Annotated in this window: 15 protein-coding genes and 1 pseudogene; 7 read left to right on the top strand and 9 right to left on the bottom strand. The window is 57.6% G+C overall.

Annotated elements, in window-relative coordinates; all coding sequences use genetic code 11:
- Positions 1-151 precede the first annotated feature (151 nt).
- A complete protein-coding gene (locus tag XH81_RS04295) occupies positions 152-562 on the top strand; it encodes a gamma-glutamylcyclotransferase family protein (RefSeq protein ID WP_271595910.1) in 411 nt (136 codons plus the stop codon).
- A 176-nt stretch (positions 563-738) separates the two neighbouring features.
- Here the strand turns inward: XH81_RS04295 and XH81_RS04290 are convergent, their stop codons facing one another.
- The 6 genes from XH81_RS04290 to XH81_RS04265 all read right to left on the bottom strand — a co-directional run bounded on the left by XH81_RS04290 (position 739) and on the right by XH81_RS04265 (position 5,207).
- A complete protein-coding gene (locus tag XH81_RS04290) occupies positions 739-1,026 on the bottom strand; it encodes a hypothetical protein (RefSeq protein ID WP_271595909.1) in 288 nt (95 codons plus the stop codon).
- Between the two features lie 1,138 nt (positions 1,027-2,164).
- Positions 2,165-2,854 carry a hypothetical protein gene (locus XH81_RS04285; protein ID WP_271595908.1) on the bottom strand — a complete coding sequence of 230 codons (690 nt, stop codon included), beginning with the start codon at positions 2,852-2,854 and terminating at the stop codon, positions 2,165-2,167.
- Positions 2,841-3,008 (bottom strand): hypothetical protein, encoded by a 168-nt coding sequence (locus XH81_RS04280; RefSeq protein ID WP_271595907.1) that lies wholly within the window; start codon positions 3,006-3,008, stop codon positions 2,841-2,843. Before XH81_RS04280 ends, XH81_RS04285 begins: the two co-directional genes overlap by 14 nt.
- Positions 3,005-3,649, bottom strand: a complete 645-nt coding sequence (locus XH81_RS04275; protein ID WP_271595906.1) for a HipA family kinase — start codon at positions 3,647-3,649, stop codon at positions 3,005-3,007. Before XH81_RS04275 ends, XH81_RS04280 begins: the two co-directional genes overlap by 4 nt.
- Positions 3,650-3,916: 267 nt before the next feature.
- On the bottom strand, positions 3,917-4,261 hold the full coding sequence (locus XH81_RS04270; protein ID WP_271595905.1) for a hypothetical protein: 345 nt from the start codon (positions 4,259-4,261) through the stop codon (positions 3,917-3,919).
- Between the two features lie 610 nt (positions 4,262-4,871).
- Positions 4,872-5,207 (bottom strand): hypothetical protein, encoded by a 336-nt coding sequence (locus tag XH81_RS04265; RefSeq protein WP_271595904.1) that lies wholly within the window; start codon positions 5,205-5,207, stop codon positions 4,872-4,874.
- A gap of 352 nt (positions 5,208-5,559) precedes the next feature.
- Between XH81_RS04265 and XH81_RS04260 the strand changes: the two genes are divergently transcribed.
- The 6 genes from XH81_RS04260 to XH81_RS04235 all read left to right on the top strand — a co-directional run bounded on the left by XH81_RS04260 (position 5,560) and on the right by XH81_RS04235 (position 12,858).
- Positions 5,560-6,495 (top strand): hypothetical protein, encoded by a 936-nt coding sequence (locus XH81_RS04260; protein WP_271595903.1) that lies wholly within the window; start codon positions 5,560-5,562, stop codon positions 6,493-6,495.
- 92 nt (positions 6,496-6,587) lie between these two features.
- Positions 6,588-8,849, top strand: a complete 2,262-nt coding sequence (locus XH81_RS04255) for a S8 family serine peptidase (protein ID WP_271595902.1) — start codon at positions 6,588-6,590, stop codon at positions 8,847-8,849.
- 54 nt (positions 8,850-8,903) lie between these two features.
- Positions 8,904-10,094, top strand: coding sequence for a hypothetical protein (locus XH81_RS04250; RefSeq protein ID WP_271595901.1), 1,191 nt, complete (start codon positions 8,904-8,906; stop codon positions 10,092-10,094).
- A 33-nt stretch (positions 10,095-10,127) separates the two neighbouring features.
- Positions 10,128-11,282, top strand: coding sequence for a hypothetical protein (locus XH81_RS04245; protein ID WP_271595900.1), 1,155 nt, complete (start codon positions 10,128-10,130; stop codon positions 11,280-11,282).
- 401 nt (positions 11,283-11,683) lie between these two features.
- Positions 11,684-12,226: a hypothetical protein gene (locus tag XH81_RS04240; RefSeq protein ID WP_271595899.1), complete on the top strand. Its 543-nt coding sequence runs from the start codon at positions 11,684-11,686 to the stop codon at positions 12,224-12,226.
- Between the two features lie 20 nt (positions 12,227-12,246).
- Complete coding sequence (locus tag XH81_RS04235; protein ID WP_271595898.1) at positions 12,247-12,858, top strand: hypothetical protein; 612 nt, start codon at positions 12,247-12,249, stop codon at positions 12,856-12,858.
- Positions 12,859-13,248: 390 nt separating this feature from the next.
- Here XH81_RS04235 and XH81_RS04230 read toward each other — a convergent pair.
- The 3 genes and pseudogenes from XH81_RS04230 to XH81_RS04220 form a co-directional block, all read right to left on the bottom strand.
- A protein-coding gene (locus tag XH81_RS04230; protein WP_271595897.1) for an IS3 family transposase occupies positions 13,249-14,435 on the bottom strand; the annotation gives its coding sequence in 2 pieces (ribosomal slippage) (positions 13,249-14,183 and positions 14,183-14,435; 1,188 coding nt in all).
- Between the two features lie 143 nt (positions 14,436-14,578).
- Complete coding sequence (locus tag XH81_RS04225) at positions 14,579-15,769, bottom strand: OmpA family protein (RefSeq protein WP_271595896.1); 1,191 nt, start codon at positions 15,767-15,769, stop codon at positions 14,579-14,581.
- Positions 15,770-16,449, bottom strand: a pseudogene (locus tag XH81_RS04220) (caspase family protein); the annotation flags it as partial.
- Positions 16,450-17,336 lie beyond the last annotated feature (887 nt).

The raw sequence follows: 17,336 nt of genomic DNA, 5'->3' as shown, positions 1-17,336 counted from the left end.
TTCGCTTCCGCTTGTGCCGCGGCGATATTCCCGAGCCGAACGTTGATGTGTCCAACTGTGCCGGGTCCTGCGATGGCGCAAACGTTGAGACACCGTCGGCTTCCTAGCGGCTCGGGCTTTTCTTGGCGCCAGGAACGGCTAGAATGCCTTCATGGCGGAGCAGGTCACAATCTTCTTCTATGGATTGTTTATGGATCCCCAGGCCCTAGAAGCCAAAGGGCTACGGCCGCGCCAAGTCAGGCAGGCCTATGTCGAGCGTTTTGCGCTTACGCTCGGTGCACGTGCCACCCTGGTCGCAAGCACGGACGGCGTAGTCTACGGCACGATTATGCGGCGTACTCACGCCGAGGTCGACCAATTGTATTCGGACCCTAGCGTCGCTGCGTACCGCCCCGAGCCAGTGCTGGCGAAGTTGGCGGACGGGGAAGGCGAGCTCGCTCTTTGCTTCAACCTGCCGAACCCGCCGCAGGGGCGAGTGGCAATCCCGAATATGCCAAAGCGCTGCAAGCGGTCGCTCGGAAGATGGGATTGCCAGATCACCATGTCGCAGGACCGCAAGTGAGGCGACCCCGCCGGTTCGACGAAGGCCGCCGCGAACCCGATCGGTGCGGCCTTCGCACGGTCAAATGAACCGGGTGAAACGATCTACGTGGACTATGCAGCCCGCCCCGGTTTGCTGAGTTAACCCAGCGCCCCGAGTTCCCGCTCATCGAATGTGCGAAGCTGACTTTGAGGATGTCATCCTCGCGCCCTTCGATTGAACCCCTCGACCGCATTGTTGTACTCGTCGATGACACTGTCGGACTTGCGCTTTAGCTCCTCCGTTTCACGTCGGATGCAAGCGAGGAAGTCTTGTGCTTCAATCTGGTAATTCGTCATTTCTCGGCGGCACCGATCGAACTCATCTTGATCGTCGAACGCTCCATAGCGCGCGGAGCAGTACGGTGCCGAGGGGGCGTAGCAAGAGGCATGAATGACGTTTGTGCCGCCAAGAAGAACGGCGGCCATAAACAGGAGTCGACTCATCTAAGCACCTGCCGGTCCCTGAGCGACATCGACAACATGGCGGTCGGTCCAACAGTGATCACGATCGTGTAGCTCTTCTGAGCTCCGCCCTGGTCGGTCGGTGGTGCAAGGTGCAGTTGTCCTCCGAGGTAGACAAATCGAGTAGTGATAGCTGACGCTGCCGGCTTCCGGTTCATCGGCGTGACCGGGGCTTTCAACACCGGCGGCACATTCTGCAACCTGGCCGCGGAAAAGGTGCGATGAGCGCTGCGGGGGCGTGAGATGAACGTGTTTCTTGCGGCTTGTGTGCAAGCGTCCATCGCCAGCCTCGTTCTAATCGACGCCGGGGTGCTCCGAGTCTTTCTGAGGCCAACCGAAGTATCGGCCAACTAGCGTCAGCAGACATAGCCGCCGCGGCGATAGCAATTTGGATCCATGCTGCGTCCATACTGATCGAGGCCGGACGACCTGCGGCGGCCGTAATAGCCGCGATCATCATCAAAATCACGATCCCGGCCGCCGCAAACGTACACTTGGTGTCGTCCACGATAGCAATTCGGGTCTGTGCTCCGACCCGACTCGTCCAAGCCATAGCCCCTTCGATAATAGCCTTGGGCGTCGACCGGCAAAACCGACGTCGTAAGTGCCGACAACGCGACAAACGTTGCTAATAGGATTTTCATTTCCTATCTCCTCCTGTTCGTCTCGATAGGATGTTTGCAAAGGGAATGCGTGAACGCCTTGCGAGTTCCCGACGTCACTGGAGCGGAACTAGCTGCGGGGCGAGAATGCGGCCAGATAGAAACAAACCGTCAGGACCGCGCCGATGAGCATCCCGAACAGGAATTGCTCATTGCCGCCGATCTTCGGATCGAGACCGGCGAGCACTTCTATCCGCTGCTTTAAACGGGATAACACCAAAGCCCCCTCTGCCGCGGCGAGTCTATCCGGGTGAGGATTCCGGCCGCAATCGCGGAGCGCGCATCTGGGCGTCGTGTGGACGGATCAGCGTAAGTCGTTGATGGGACTCAATTCGCGACTCTGACGCGAGCGTAGATCGATGGCGCTGAAACAATTCGTGAATCGTTTTATTGCAATCACATGATCGACGCGCGGTATGGCGAACACCCTCGGCCGGCTGCGGGTGAATGCGGGTGGGCTATGCAGCCAGCGCCAGAACCCGATCCGCAGCTTCGGGCACGCTGTGCGCCGGGATCAGTTCGAGATCATCTTTGGCCGCTTCGTGTTTGAGCTCTGCGATCGCTCGCATTGTCGCTTGCAATGCCTTCTCAGGGTAAGTGATGTCGTCTTCGCGTGGTGCGCCCAAGATCACTGCGCCGCGGCTCACAAAGCCTTCACGCTTGACCATGACCAACTCGTAGAGCTTGCCGCGCACGGTGCCAACCGATGCAGATAGTCCATTCGGACGCAGCGTCGCAAAGTTGGCGCCTCGACCCTCGTGAAGAAATCCGATGCGCGGAGGCAAGCCGTTAGAGATGAGTTGCACATCGCATTTGAAATTGTTGGCGAGCTCCGGGCGGCGCTCGATAACGCTTTGCCGCACTTGCGCCTGCCACCGCTTGGTGCCTTCTTGAGCAGTGATTTGGTCCTCTTGCGCATCGAGGTCGTCGAGACTGGCCATGGAGCACGATCGATAGACGGCCTGACGCAACACGCCATATCGTTCGGCACGAGAGGATGCCTCGTGCCAAGAGCCAAGTGAGAAGCCGGTCAGCGGAATAATGGGGGGCGCCACGCCTATTTGCGACCGCAGCGCCGTCAGCACGAAATCGATTATCTGGGACAGGTGTGCCCGCTTCGACCCATATAGTGCCTTAAAGAACTTCATCGCGCACCGTTCGCTTCACTTCTCCGCCGGCCGCATCAGAGACCACAATGCCCACGGTGATGCGCTCACCCGAGCCCGTGATAGGTTCGAAGAATACTGGCGCCCAGCTGGCCCGGTAGGAAGGCGCCGTTTGGACATCGAGTTTGATGCTCATAGCTGCATCCTAAGCTGCGAGTTGGGGAAGCTTAGCCCGATGTGGTTAACGATGTTCGCTAGACGATCGCATACAAAAGTGGCGAATGCTTGGGGCAGCTCAGGTCCAGTGGCCCCGACGAGATCCGCGGCGCAATCACGCGCCTGGGCGTCATCGAACAAGCCCGCAAACCGAAGTGCATCGCGTTTCAGCCGCTGCTGTGCCACTTCATCGCCGTTGGCCACAAAGGCGAGCCAGCATTCGATCATCACGTTGCGGTCGGCGTAGTTCGGATCGAGGTTGAGCGCCTTCCCATGGTCGATCAAGGCAAACGTGTTCTCGTCCTGCCAGAGGATGTTCTGAAGGTTTCGATCCCGGTTGTTGATCCACTCGTCGAAGGCCGCGACCTTTGGGAGGGCTGGCCATTTTCCGAGCAATTCTCCGAGCATTGCTTGCGACTGGGGGCTCTTGGGGTCGAAGTTCAGGAACTGCGAGCAGCTGGGGTGCGGAAGATCGACGGACCCAAACATCCACGCGCCTGTGGCCTCATCCTTCAGGAGCAAGGGCTCGGGCGCCGGAAGGCCGACCGCGCGGCACAAAAGGGAGCAGTAGATCTCGCCGAGGATTTCAGCGTCTGGCAGCTTCTTGGCGACGACCGCCACGTCCGTACCCTGAACGTCCGCAAACCCGCGCACTGCGCCCTTCAGTCCAGTGCCGACCGGCACGGCTCCGAGGAGTAGAACGCCAAATCTGATGGACATGGGCTATGAAGGGTTGAGGGGCGGGGTTCTAAGCTTGATCCAATCGCAACCGCCGCGCGAGCGCAAGGGGCTAGGGTTCTGATGAGAGATAAGACTCGATGATAGGGCGCAAACTCAAGAAATTTGCCATGATTAAATTGAGACTAAGAGCGGCATCCTCAACCTCTTTCACATGGCGGTGGCGTCGAGCTCAAGCTCGCCGGCTTTGCCGAGCACCGGGCGATAGAAGTAGCTGCGACCGCCGTTATGGCGGCCGTCGCGGACTACACCCGCCTGGCCGCGCCGGGTCTTGTGCGCGAGATCCCTGAGGAACATGGAAGCGAACAGGCCCTTGACGCCGACCTGCATTTCATCGGCAACGATGTTGTCCTGGGCCGTGACGACCGGGATGCCGGCAAACCGGGTCCGCTTGTGGATGAAACGATTGCGAAACTCAATCATGGTGACAACGTGTTTCTTCATACTGAAATGAACCAATAACGTTTCCCGCACTCGCGGACCGTTGCTCTTCATGTGTCCACCCAAAAAGAGCGATGCTGATGTTGACGCTGCGATCTGTTGTCGCGCGGGTCATGAAAATTTGTGCGTAGTGATTTGTGGCTAGGACTTCCCCGCTAGGCTAGCAGTCGAAAGTATAGCTTAGGACGAGCTGATCTATCGGCGGACGGGGACTCGGAAAGATATTTGAACCAGCGGACGCCGATCCGTGACTTCACGCAACGCTTCTAAATTAAAACCGCGCTCGCCGCGCAGGTCGTGTTTAAAACGCCCAAGGTCGATGAGGCTTTATAGCCTTTGAAAGGTCTTCGTCGCTATCAGGGTCGCCTATGAGTATGCCAGCTCCTGCTTTATGGGAGGTCCGAGAACGAGTTTGCGCAGGCAAGCCGTCTGCTTAGTAGTGCTGTCCTCGATTTTGTTCGAAATGACGTAGCCGCCGTGTCGGCAGTCGGTACGACGAGTATTAGACGCCGGCACGCTGGTCGTCATCCCGTCGCAGTACTTATCGCGCCCATCCGGCTGCTTCGTCATTTCGTAACGGTCGCCTTAGGTCGCGAAGTTTGTTGTCAGTCAAGGTGAGAGCGTGAGGGGAGATGATGCCATTTGTCATGGTCCGCGGACGAGCTCACTGTGGACAGCCAGCCTTGATCCAAGTTTCAATTGTCTGGACATCCTCTTCCGAAAGGAAGGGGCCTCCGACGGGCATGCGAGGAAAGCCGGTTAAGCCGTGCGTCAACGCAGCAATGATATTGGCGTTTGCAGCCGCGTCCGTTCCGATTACATCCGGCTGTATCAACGGATTGCCGAATGCTTCGCTGTGCAGAAGTTCGTCAAGTGAATTCCATCCGAATTCCGGACCATGGGTCGAAAGAAGTGGCGGTCTACCGTTTCGCTCACGCCAAGCATCAATCGCTCTATCTAGGATTGTTTTCACATCTGTAAATGAAATTACACGTGTCACGATAAAAACCTCTTTATTGTTTTCTCAAGTTGAGTTTAGATGTGCCGCTCCTTAGTCAGCAAGGTATTTTCAGGTGCCTTATTTAGAGTTTTTGAGCAGATCACATTTCCTTTGGCCATTGTTGGGAGTTGCCATCCTTGTCGATTCCGGCGCGGCAACGGCGGAATCGATTAATCATTGCAGGACGATGCCGCAGCGTGTGGATGCGCTAGATTTTCCGAGCCGCCATGCGTGGAATCTGTTCATGGTTCTCAATCATCCCTCTGCCGACAAGACGATCGCACGGGGGTCGCCTGACTGCGCGAAACCGTTCGGGGCCCCTGGCACAACTTCGGTTTGGGAGACGTGGCGCTTGGCGCGTACCGAAGTTTTCTTACGTGATGGCTCCGAACCCCCACAATGGGCCGACCTCAGTCTCCCGACTGGCACCGGAGGTGTTGGTCAGACGCCAGAGGAAACCTTTCACGTTGCGCGAAACGAACCGAGGGTAGCGGGAGACAGTGCCCGGCCGAGTATCCAGATCGATACGGGACCCAACCAAGGAGTATTCACCGACAGCGGGGGAATCGGCGAAACCCATATGAACAAGGTGACTTATGAGTTTATCAAGCAGAACTGCTTGTGGAGTTCCGATGGCCTTGGGCGTTACGCAAAGGCATTCGTCGATGGGAAAAAGCCATTGCTTGTGTTTCCGGCAGACTCAATTGAAGTAAAGGCCGTTTGGCTTGAGTTCACGCCGCAGGCGATTGGGGAGGGAAAGCCCCGCCGCTACTACACGGCGCGAGAGGGCGACAAGTTATACGGGCTGACCACGCTACACGTTCTGACCAAGGATGTTCCGAATTGGTTTTGGGCGACCTTCCACCACAAGGATGCGCCGGCTAACCCGTTCGAACTCTTTGATAACCACGGCCAACCCGCTCAGCTGAAGGGGACAGTGTGGGAAAACTACGTTCTCGGTGGCACCCAGACCGATTTTGTCACTTCGACCGGAAAAGCGTCGATACTGTCTGACCATTACATTGAATTCGGTTTCCAGAAATCTTCCTGCATCACCTGTCACGCCACGGCGCACGGATCGCCGGATGGTACGGTGGGGCCAACACAGCCCATGGCGCTTGCATTATTGAGAGACAAGACGGGGGACGACGAACGGGGGCCCCCGTTCCCCAGCTGGTATTTGAAGGACGGCAAACCGTTCTTCATGCAGACTGACTTTGTGTATTCTATCCCGTTCAGGGCTCGACGCGAAATGGCGGCGCCGCCCAACCGATGCTTGTGGCAATAGGTTCTTCGCGCCCGGAGCAATGGTTCCGCCGCGACGAGACGAATGGAGACGCCTCAACCTCGAGGGGTAGCTGCATGCGCCACCGGTGTTTGATGATCTGTCTTGTTTCCCTTAGTGCTGTCGCTCCGGTAGCAGCCCAGGATGCTGGTTTCAGTAAGACCATTCAGCTGCGCACCGGGCCGGTCACGCTTGAGCCCGTGCAAGCCCCAAAACCTGCGCAGGCTGCGCCCTCGCAAAAGGACCTGCCGGGTTTGAAGAAGGCAAAGGGGGCGGCAAAGGTCGGCCGCCCCGAGCAAACTCCGGCGATCACGGACGAATCCGGCGGGGCAGCCGCCCTTCCTGCTCCCGCGCCAAAGCCGATCGAGAGCGACAGGGTGCTCCTCGGCTTTGAACGCCGGCTATCCGATGCAGAGTCCCGACAACTTGCCGCCAAGGGCATCGTCGTCGAGGAATTTGTCGGAGGCACAGTCTATACGGCGAGGGTTCAGCAGACGCTCACAAGCCAGCTCGCGACGGCGTCCGCAGGCATCAATTCTATCCAGCATGTCGTGGCGCTCGATGAGAAGAACGCTCATATCAAGGTGGATCCATCCCTTCTCGGCAGTCCTTCGCCGCAAGAGGAAGGGGCCGCGCTGCCGGCCGCTTCTCCGATCAAAGTCAGCGTGCAGGTTTGGCCAGACGTCAACCTCGAAGCCGCGAAACCCCAGATCGCAGCGTTCGGAGAAATCACACGGGTAAGCCCGTTTACTCAAAAATTCGAACTGACTGTCAAGAGCGTCAGCGCCATTCAAGAGCTTGCGAAGCTCAAGAGCGTCAAGTTCATCGAGCCGGTGTTCACGCCCACACTGCAAAACACCCACGTCGACCGGAATATCGGCGCTGACCTCGCGGCGAAAGCCCCCCACTTCTTGACTGGAGCCGGCGTCCGTGTCGGCGTGTGGGACGGTGGACATGTCGCCGAAGACCATCCTTCCTTCACCGGGCGGCTGTCGGTGGATCTGGATCGTGAGCGTGGCGTATTGCGTCACGATCATCAGCATTCGACCCACGTTGCGGGCACTATCGCAGGCAATGGGGAATTTTCGGCGCCGATAATCGCCGGCGACGGCGCATCAAATAAAGAAGGCGCACTGCCGGCGTTTGGAGACGAGGTCAAGAGAACGATACTGGCTGACGCTGCGTCAGCGCCTGCCGGACCCGCTGCCACAGGCGATACGGAGGATCATTATCCGGGCATCGCGCCTAAGGCGGAAATTCTTTCATTCGACTTTATCGAAGCAGATCATGAGCTTCTCGGGCTGCTGATCGAAAAGCCACTGGCAATAGATCTGGTGAACAATTCGTGGGGCCTGAATCTGACTTCGCAGAATTGTAGCCAACTTGCGACCTATTCGCCGCTGGGGACCGCCGAATTCGACGCGATCGCTAGCGGAGAAAGAGGCAACCAGACCGTTCGCCGCATCCCAATCATCTTCTCGGCCGGGAACGCTCGCAATGACGGCATTTGCGGCATGAGCCTTGCGCTCGGATTTCCGAACTTCCGATCGATTACTCCCCCTGGGACCGGCAAGAATGTCATTACGGTCGGTGCGATCGATGCCGACAACAACAATATGACGGAGTTCTCATCATGGGGACCGACAGCGGACGGACGGATCAAGCCGGATGTCGTCGCGCCTGGCTGCCGGCAATTGGGAGCAGGGGAGCAGGGTATTGTGTCGGCGGTTCCGGCCACCGGCATCGGACGGATGTGCGGTACATCGATGGCCGCGCCGGCAGTAGCCGGCACAGTAGCGCTTTTGATCGAAAAGATGGGTAAACTCGGCTTCCAGAAGTCGGACGTCTACCCTTCAACATACAAGGCTTTGCTGATTCACGGCGCGGAAGACCTCGGAAGACCAGGGCCCGATTTCGTCTATGGCTTCGGTCGCGTTCGATTGATACCGACTCTGACCTTGATGGATCAGAAAGCATTTTTTCAAGCGACGGTGGCTCGTGAGAATGAAATTCAGACACGCGTTGTGGTCGTGCCGCCGAACCGCAAGCGTCTGAAAGTAACACTCGCGTGGGATGACAGGGCAACCGGCCCCTTCACTTCCGAAGCGCTTACCAACGATCTGGATCTGCTCCTGGTTTCTCCGAGCGCGGAGCAGCATCTGCCGTTCATTCTCAATACGGTACCCGGAAAGGAAAACGAAGTTGCCGGGCGCGGCGTCGACCATCGCAATGTGGTCGAACAGGTGACTGTCGACAATCCCGTCGCCGGCAACTGGAGCGCTGCGGTGCGCGCGACGAAGATCGGATCCCCTACAGGAGGACAGAGCTATTCGCTCGTCGTCTCAACGGAAGAGTAGATGGTGGGCTGAGATCGGTCGGTTCAATGTTTCATCAGGCGGGGGAGGAATTCCATGAGAAGCTTAGTCTGCTTGACGTTAATGACACTTGCACTGGCGACCTGCCCTCCTACTCATCGGGCGAACGCCGGAGGACCGGATGTTATTTTGGGTGAGCTAGTTGGCGCCCGCGTGTATGCACAGTCCAATGGCATCGCCGCGTTGACGGTCGGCACGACTTCCTGCAATGCCGGCGATTCGGTGCTCAATTGGCTGAAGCTCCCAGACAACAAGCACCCTGTTATCTCCATGAACATGTACCGTCTGCTCGACGGACGCATGACCCAGATCGGTCAGTCTTGGGTGAAGCACGGATTCGTGGCGCTTCAGCAGAACGTCTGCGGATTTGGTTGCCAAGCCAATCCGAGCGGGAGCGGTTTGGGCGTAGGATGCTCTGACCCCTACGGCGCCAATACCAACCAGGGCCCCGATCTTGGTTCGCGCCGCCTGATCAATCCAACCACGGGTTTCTATGACGGCCAGAAGGCTGCGCAGGAGCTCAGCGCGTTTCAGCCATCGCCTTCGGGGATCGACCACGGGCTTCAAGTAAGCGAGTCGGATCTCGCGGTGACCGGCGCACGCTATTTTGTCGAAGGACAGTACGTCGCGGCCGACGACTCCGCAGCCGGCAACGGCGACAACAACGTTTCACATCTTGAAGTGCGCGTGACGCGGAATGTCGACGGAAAATTCTCGATCGAGAATGTCGATCCAAGTAATCATCCGACCCGCCGCGAGTTACCCGCTATTCGCGCCTGGCCTTATGCAGAATTCAGCAGAGTGAGCGGCGCACCGGATGACGGCACGGTCATTGTTGCCAGCAATGTCATCAGACTATCGCGCACGACTTATCGATATGAATATGCCATCTACAACATGAACAGCGAGCGAGGCGTCCGGTCGTTCAGCATTCCGATAGGAAGTGTTGCCGTTTCAAACATCGGATTCAGCGCGGTGCGTTCACACGGCGATGCGACACTGTCGAACGATCCTTGGGTATCATTGACAAGCGATGGTCGGATCGGCTGGTCAACCCAGGCGTTCTCGGAAAACGAGGGGGCGAATGCCATCCGGTGGGGGACCTCCTATAATTTCTGGTTTGAGGCTCCCGCAGCTCCAGCCGACGCCGACGCTGAACTCACCTATTTCAAACCTGGCGCTGGACCGTCAAAGGCGCAGGCTAAAGTCAAATTTCCCGGACTTTAATTCATCACGAGCAATTTTTACGAGGAGGTTTTTATGCGAGTCAATCGTGGACTGCTCGGAACTGTAATTGCTTTATTCGTGGGTGCAACCTCATCCGCCCATTCGCAGCCAGCCGCAGAGCCATGGAAGGAGCCGCAGGACACGAGTGCGGCTTTGTTCGACAGCGATCGTTACGCCTGGAAGGTTTTTGTCGCTCTCAATTGGCCCGCCAATGTCGCTGGCAAGCAAGCGGATTCCAGCAAACTATTCGGAGCGCCAGGGCCTGTCGTCTGGGAAACTTGGAGAAACGTTCGCCCCGACGCGCCGGACACAGTGTTCCGGCGAGATGGTGCGGATCCCGGCCCTTGGTTGGGCGGCGGTGCAGGGCCCGTGGTGGCCCGGGAGGAGCGAGAATTCGTCCGAGCCCCCGTTAAAAAGATGACAGGGTTTGCACTTCGTCCGAGAGGGCCATTGTCGGCCGGGATCTCTCCACAGTTCGACGAACCTGTCGCCGATGGAGGCAACGAAGTTCGGTTGAACGAGACCGCTTATGCGTTCATAAAGGAAAAGGAACTCTTCAATATCGAAGGACAGATCAAGAGGGTCAATGAAGGAATCGAAATTCTGAAATTTCCTCCAAATACGAAGGAGATCAAGGCGACTTGGCGCAAGCTAACAAACGAGGCCGATAAGAGCAGATATCACTGGACTGAGGTTTCCAGGGCGGGCGGTAGCAAGGAGGTCTGGGGATTGACAGCGCTGCACATCAGCACCAAAGACCTCCCCAACTGGTTGTGGATGACGTTCGAGCATATCGACAACAAGCAGGGCGGAGCGTGGGAGCTCAAGTCGGTCGATCGTTTTGCATGCCCAACGGCGCCCCACGATTGCGAACAGGCGCCGACGGGCATCGGACTCCAAGGGACCAAATGGGAGAACTATCGATTAAGGGGAACGCAGACAGACTTCGTTGACACGAAGGGCGTTCCGACGAAGCTTGCCAACAGCAAGCTGGAAGCTATCCAAGCAAGATCATCTTGCATCACGTGCCACGCGTTCGCGACCATCGATAAGAACGGCGGGGGTCTGAATTTTGCTTTCATCGTTGGACCGCCCCCGACGGACTGGTTTCTCAACCAAAATGGCGAACGCCTATTCATGCAACTCGATTTCATGTGGTCCTTGACCCAGGCCTCCAACCGCAATTAGGTAACATACACTTCGTCGCGGAGGATTGCAGCGGAGTTTGGAGCGGCTACACTAGCCCTCTTTTCTGATTAGATTTCATACGAAACCTTATCAGTGGTCAGCATTGGGAAGTCTGCTCCGACGAAGAGTACCTAAGAGGTAGCAGAATGAACCTGCCGTCGAGTTTTACTTGTGGTAGGCTGTCAAGGTGTCAATCGTGTCAACCCAGTTTCTCAGCTTTGCCTCTGGAGAAATTCTGGGGCGCGTTTGGGCCGTGTGGGGTGTGGACCTCGGAAGGACCCTTCGATCGGTGTTCCTCCTGACGTGAAGATTTGCAATTGCCAGAACTGGTCCGCACAAGCGCTATGCCCGAGCACGAACTCACCCGGCGAGCAATGTACGATCTAGTGTGGTCGCAGCCGATGACCAAAGTCGCTGACGGTTTTGGAATATCTGATGTTGCCTTGAAAAAGATCTGCGACAAGCATCGCGTGCCGACGCCGGCGCGCGGCTATTGGGCCAAGAAATCGGCAGGCAAACAAGCCAGGCAGATTCCGTTCCACGGCCCGGCCGATCCGCAACACGAGCAGATCACCATCTTCGGCTTAGAACGCAATTTGGCGCCCGAGGTTCGAGGGGTCCTGGAGCGGGGACGCCAGCGCCAAAAGGCCACCCCAAAGATGAAGCTGCCCCTAGCCGCCGTTGCGCAGATGCGTCCGATCCAGGTTCATCCATCAGTCGCACCAGCCGCAAAGGCTTTGCGGAAAGCCAAACCTAACCGCAAGGGTGTCGTAAGCGCCAGTGGGCCGGGCAATTGCGGAATCGAAATTAGCATAGAAAGTGTTGAGCGTGTGATCACGATTCGTGATGCGCTCGCGCGTTTCGCGTGGACTGACCATGGAGTTGCTCGGTGGTCACATGCGGGTCGCAGTCGCGCCGGACGACCTGACGTTTTCCCTGATTGAGCGGATCGAAAGGCGCTCACGTGCCGACGGTGAAGGAGCTCGCGCTTGAAGAGCGGCAGAAACGGAATCGGGAACGCGACAAACGCGCAAATCTCTGGTCCTTCGACACCAAGCGTGCCTATCCGGCGTTCGATTTTGTCCGATCCGGCGAACTGGGCCTTCAAATCGAGAACAAGTATGTCGAACTACGCCGCAACTGGGCCGATGGACGCCGGCAACGACTCGAAAATCTCATCAACTCCATTGTCGGCGGGATCGTGGCCTATTTAGCTGGGGTCAAAGCCAGGGGCGAAGAATTTGAACGCCGTGAGCGCCGATGGGAGCGGGAACGACGTCTTGCAGCATTGGCGCGAGCGCGCGAGGAGCGGGAGGAAGAGCGCGGCTCGTTTTTCAAGCGACTCGTTGCGATTTTAGCAGAGGTCAACGAGCTCAGACCGTTTGTCGCGAGGTCGCGCGGCGACTTGATGAAGCATGCCTCCGGCGAACTGGCCCGAATGTTGGAGTGGGCCGAGGCGCGCTTATTGCGGTTGGAGGGCGAACTAACGGCTGAGGGGATCGGGGCGGCCCTTCGGGAGCGGGAACTGTTTCCGAGTCCTGATCCGCTGCGGACGCCGGAGGAGGACGAGGATTGAACACGACTTCACAAAACACCTCTCAATGGAAGAATGCTACAGGCGAGCAGACGGACCTTCACCACTTGTGTGGTTATCGCTCCATTGCCTCTCCGCTAGTCTGCGAGGCCTTATCGATAGTCTCCGGCAAACCCTCGCAGGGCGCAACCTCTTGGAAACTCAGCCTCTCCCAAAAGAAATCCAACCCTTGAGACAATTGCGATAGTGTTTCTCGTAACGTAGAGAGAACTCAAGTTGGCCGACCACGTCGGAAAGAAGATTAGTTCTATATATATTTGGCCGAAACCGTCACACCATCGCCAGCATACCGCAAAGCCCTGTAAGTCAGATGCTTATTGTATGCCGAGGGTTCTGCTGACCTTTGACCTTGCCTGACCTGCCACTGCATTTTCATCCAGCGGCAGTTAGAGTCTCGGGGTTTTGTGCGCCAAGTGGCGCGGATGGAGCAACGGACGATCGGCGGAGCTGGTCGGGGTTGCGCAGCCGATCGTCCGTTGCGGTGAGGTGGGCGGCGTAGGCCGCGGGGGTCAGGTATTTCAGCGACGAGTGGGGACGCTGGAGATTGTAGTCGGCGACCCAGTTGGCGATCTTGGCGCGGGCGTCATCGAGATCGAAGAACAGGGTCTCGTTGAGTAGCTCATCGCGCATCCGGCCATTGAAACTCTCGACGAAGCCGTTCTGCATCGGCTTTCCCGGCGCAATGAAGTGCCAATCGATGGCTGCGTCCTTGCACCAAGCGAGCATGGCGTTGCAGGTGAATTCGGTGCCATGGTCGGACACGATTATTCCTGGCTTGCCGCGTCGCTGGACGATTGCCGTCAGTTCGCGGGCCACGCGCCGCCCCGAGATCGACGTCTCCGGAATGGCGCCCAGGCATTCCTTGGTGACGTCGTCGACGATGTTGAGGATGCGGAAGCGTCGGCCATTGGCGAACTGGTCGTGGACGAAGTCCAGCGACCAGCGCGCGTTCGGCCTCGCCTCGACCAGGATCGGGGCACGGGTCCCCACGGCCTTGCGGCGAGCCCGCCGTTTGCGGACGGTGAGCCCTTCCTCGCGGTAAAGCCGGTAGATCCGGTTGATCCCCGATGGCTCGCCCTCCCGCCGCAGCAAGACGAACAACCGGCGATAGCCGAAACGCCGCCGCTCGTTGGCGAGATCGCGCAATCGGCCACGCAGAACTGCGTCCGGCGGGCGGCTGGAGCGATAGCGGATCATCTTCCGATCCGCCCCCACAATCGAGCAGGCCCGCCGTTCCGACAGGCTCATGACGGCCTGCAGATGCGCGATTGCAGCGCGCTTGGCGGCGGGCCCTACCATTTTTTTGAAAGGAGCTCGCGAAGTGCGGCCGCATCGAGCATCTGCTCGGCCAGAAGCTTCTTCAGCTTCGCGTTCTCCTCTTCCAAGGCCCTCAGCCGCTTCGCTTCGGAAACGTCCATGCCGCCGAATTTGGCCTTCCAATTGTAGATCGTCGCCTCGGAAACACCGTGCTTGCGAGCCAGGTCGGCTGTCTTCGCCCCAGCCTCATGCTCCTTCAATACCGCGATAATCTGCTCTTCCGTGAACCTTGCTCGCTTCATCTGTCCGTCCCTCTTCGGGCCGGACTCTAACTCCTTCTGGAGGAAATACGCAGTGGCAGGTCATGCCGCCGTCGCTGTCGCCTGTGCGTCCAGAATCTCGGCGTCCAAAAGTCACCCAATCGGCGCGGTTTCATTTCTCGAAGTCAGAATCCGCTGAAATTCACTACCTGTACTCGACGATTTTCATCAGCTCGCGGATTTTTCTTGTTTTTGGGGTAGCCCTGCCCAAATCCGCAGGCAATGAGTTTGCTTGGAGTCAGTTTGCTCTCGTCAACGAGGAATTTCTTGACTGCCTCGGCTCGACGCTGCGAGAGTTCGTGGTTGTACTCTGTTGCACCCGAAGCGTCGGCATGTCCAGCAACGAGCAATGAAGCCCGCCTGAAGTTTTCGCCGCCGAGGACTCGTCCGAGGGCGCGAAGTACGGGGAGAGCTCTAGCAGAGATGATAGCGGAGTTATATTCAAAAGGGATGTCCAACTCGAGGTTGGGCCGATGTTCGGCCAGTGCAGCGAGACGCCTCCGCTCGTCCGGACGCAGCGATCCGGCCGGACGCCCCAAAAGATTCGAAACGAAAGCGTCGTCGGCACCCTTTTGGGCCGCCCCACCGCTCTGAGTTGCCGAATTCAGTTTGCCAGCCAGCTTCTGTTCTAATCTTTGAAGTCGGACGCGCGCATCAGACGAATGAGTGCTGTTTGGCCAATGCTTGAGGAACTCTTCGAGCGAGCTTGCTTCCAACACTAAGCGTTGCTGGTCTCCCATATTCTTGAATAGCGTTCCAGCCTCGATTTCGTTCAGAACCCGCCACGCATGTTCCTCTTCCGAGTCCGGCAATGGATTCTGCTCCATTGCGCCCCTCAATTCTGCCAAGCGAGCTGCCGCCTCCTTGTCGTGGCGGCTGTTAGGGTATTGTTTCCTGAATTCTTCCAATCCCGTCTGTTCCGCCCGGAGTCGCTCAGGCAAACTCAACGCCGCGAAAAGCCTTCCAGATCTCGTCTCCTGAAGATGCTGCCAGGCGGCCTCATCTTGTGTCGTATCTGGAGTGGGCGGGTCTTCGGTTATCAGTTTCTTTAAGGCGCGAATCCGGCCCAGCGCCACAGGAGTTAGCTTGCTGTTGGGGTAGTCACGAATGAACTGCTCCACCGCCTTCAGTTCCAAGGTATGCTTCACGCGCGTCGGTGTGTTTTCGTTAAACTCCTGCGAGGCCGCGGCCTGCGTTAACAGTTGCCAGCGCAGCTCGTCTTGCGAAGGTTCGGCCGCCGGTGGCTTGAAATAGACAAGTTGCTTGGAGAGAGTGCCGTAGACGAAAGGCTGCTGTTTCCGTCCTGTGGCTTGCATGACGTCGTCACGCACTACCCTGAACAGCTGCGTAATCTCCAGTCCTGGCGTTTCGATGTTGCGGATGAGGGCCTCCGAGAACGGGCTGTTGCGACCAGAGCCATCAAGAGCGGTGTGCCGTCCTTGGCCGCGAAGATTACCACGATGTTGTCGCCCGGCTCTACGTGAGCAAATCCGGGCTGCACGGCACGAGTTCGGTTGGTTCGCTCCATGCGCGCAAGGAACGGATTGTTGCGGCACGCATCCAAGATAACGAGTCCGAGCGTCTTTGAACTGCTAACCGCCAACATGGCGGTTTTCATGTTTATAGCCTGGGTTTCCGCGTCGGTGTCGGCCTGTAGTTCGGCATCGACGGGAATCAGCCAGTTTTCGCCCCCAATCTCCATACCGTGACCGGAGTAGAACAAGAGAGCGTATTCTGCGCCCCGCGCTCGCCTGGTGAACTCACCGACAGCACGCCTCATCGCGTCGTAGTTTGCATCCAAAACAGTTGACACTGAAAACCCCAGACGCTTCAGAGACGCCTCGATGTCTGCCGCGTCGTTGACAGGGTTGATCAGACGAGAGGCTTTCAAATATTTTGAGTTGCCGATGACAGGGGCAACTCTCGTCTCAGCGCTGACAATCGATGAAGAGAAGACAATCAACAGACCTGCGATGAACAGACGAAGTTGCTGCATCGGTCCTTCTCATAAATTGCGCAAAGAACTGCGAATAGAATGCACAGACAATGCGACAGTGAGGTCTGGTGCGCTTGAAATAGCAAGATTTGCGATCCACACGATACCGCTGCGGTTGTCCGAGTTCAACGTTCAAACCGCTGCTGGCGTCTCCTTTCGAACAGCCGACCTTAACGAGCGAGCCTAACAACTCCTCCTCGTACCAGGCTTCACTCAGGGGCCCGATACCGTAGCAAAAGTGCTGGCCGATTGGTGCTTCTTGCCAACGGGCTCAGGAGTGGTCGACGTGGCACCTGGAATGGTCTTCGAGGCAACCCTCATCCTCAGCCCAGGATCCGCCGCCCCAGACTGACGTAAACGCTGATGATACAAGTAGTTCTCCCTGTGGCGACTTTCCGGTTATCGATGATAACTCGCTCGTTATATGCAGTGACCGTTCGTGTCTGAAGCTGACTATCTGATCGCCGATGCTCATCGCTGCCCGCACGTCACCTCCACGGCTGATTATATTCACTTGCCAAATCAGATGACCGGACCGGAGATAAGGAAGAATGAGTTGCCTGAACTTCGCATCGTCGCCGGGGCGTATTGCGCCCCCTGTTCACGTATGTGTGCTTCTCGGATTTGTTGACAGCGACATTCATGTCTAGCGCCGCACAAGCGAGGATGTTCAAGACGAGTAGACCGCCGCGCCAATCAGAGATGTGGCTCTCGGCATGTTACGCTCCAGTCTCGACCTCGTCTTCTGCAGCACAAGAGCAATCATCTAACAACGAAGTAAAACGCGAGCAGGGCGAGCGGGAAAGTACCCTCTTGCCGCGTTGATCGTTCGCTCAGGCTCCTAGTTCGTGACTCTCGAAGCGGCCGTCATTTGAAAAAAGCGGAGT

This window comes from Bradyrhizobium sp. CCBAU 25360 (genome assembly GCF_028128695.1).
In the GTDB taxonomy this organism is placed as follows: Bacteria; Pseudomonadota; Alphaproteobacteria; order Rhizobiales; family Xanthobacteraceae; genus Bradyrhizobium; species Bradyrhizobium ottawaense.
This window is presented reverse-complemented; position numbering and strand designations above follow the sequence as displayed.

Coding starts and splice junctions, on each gene's coding strand:
- XH81_RS04295 (WP_271595910.1), top strand. CDS start 152: ATGGCGGAGCAGGTCACAATCTTCTTCTATGGATTGTTTATGGATCCC.
- XH81_RS04290 (WP_271595909.1), bottom strand. CDS start 1,026: ATGAGTCGACTCCTGTTTATGGCCGCCGTTCTTCTTGGCGGCACAAAC.
- XH81_RS04285 (WP_271595908.1), bottom strand. CDS start 2,854: ATGAAGTTCTTTAAGGCACTATATGGGTCGAAGCGGGCACACCTGTCC.
- XH81_RS04280 (WP_271595907.1), bottom strand. CDS start 3,008: ATGAGCATCAAACTCGATGTCCAAACGGCGCCTTCCTACCGGGCCAGC.
- XH81_RS04270 (WP_271595905.1), bottom strand. CDS start 4,261: ATGAAGAGCAACGGTCCGCGAGTGCGGGAAACGTTATTGGTTCATTTC.
- XH81_RS04255 (WP_271595902.1), top strand. CDS start 6,588: ATGATCTGTCTTGTTTCCCTTAGTGCTGTCGCTCCGGTAGCAGCCCAG.
- XH81_RS04250 (WP_271595901.1), top strand. CDS start 8,904: ATGAGAAGCTTAGTCTGCTTGACGTTAATGACACTTGCACTGGCGACC.
- XH81_RS04245 (WP_271595900.1), top strand. CDS start 10,128: ATGCGAGTCAATCGTGGACTGCTCGGAACTGTAATTGCTTTATTCGTG.
- XH81_RS04240 (WP_271595899.1), top strand. CDS start 11,684: ATGACCAAAGTCGCTGACGGTTTTGGAATATCTGATGTTGCCTTGAAA.
- XH81_RS04225 (WP_271595896.1), bottom strand. CDS start 15,769: ATGCAAGCCACAGGACGGAAACAGCAGCCTTTCGTCTACGGCACTCTC.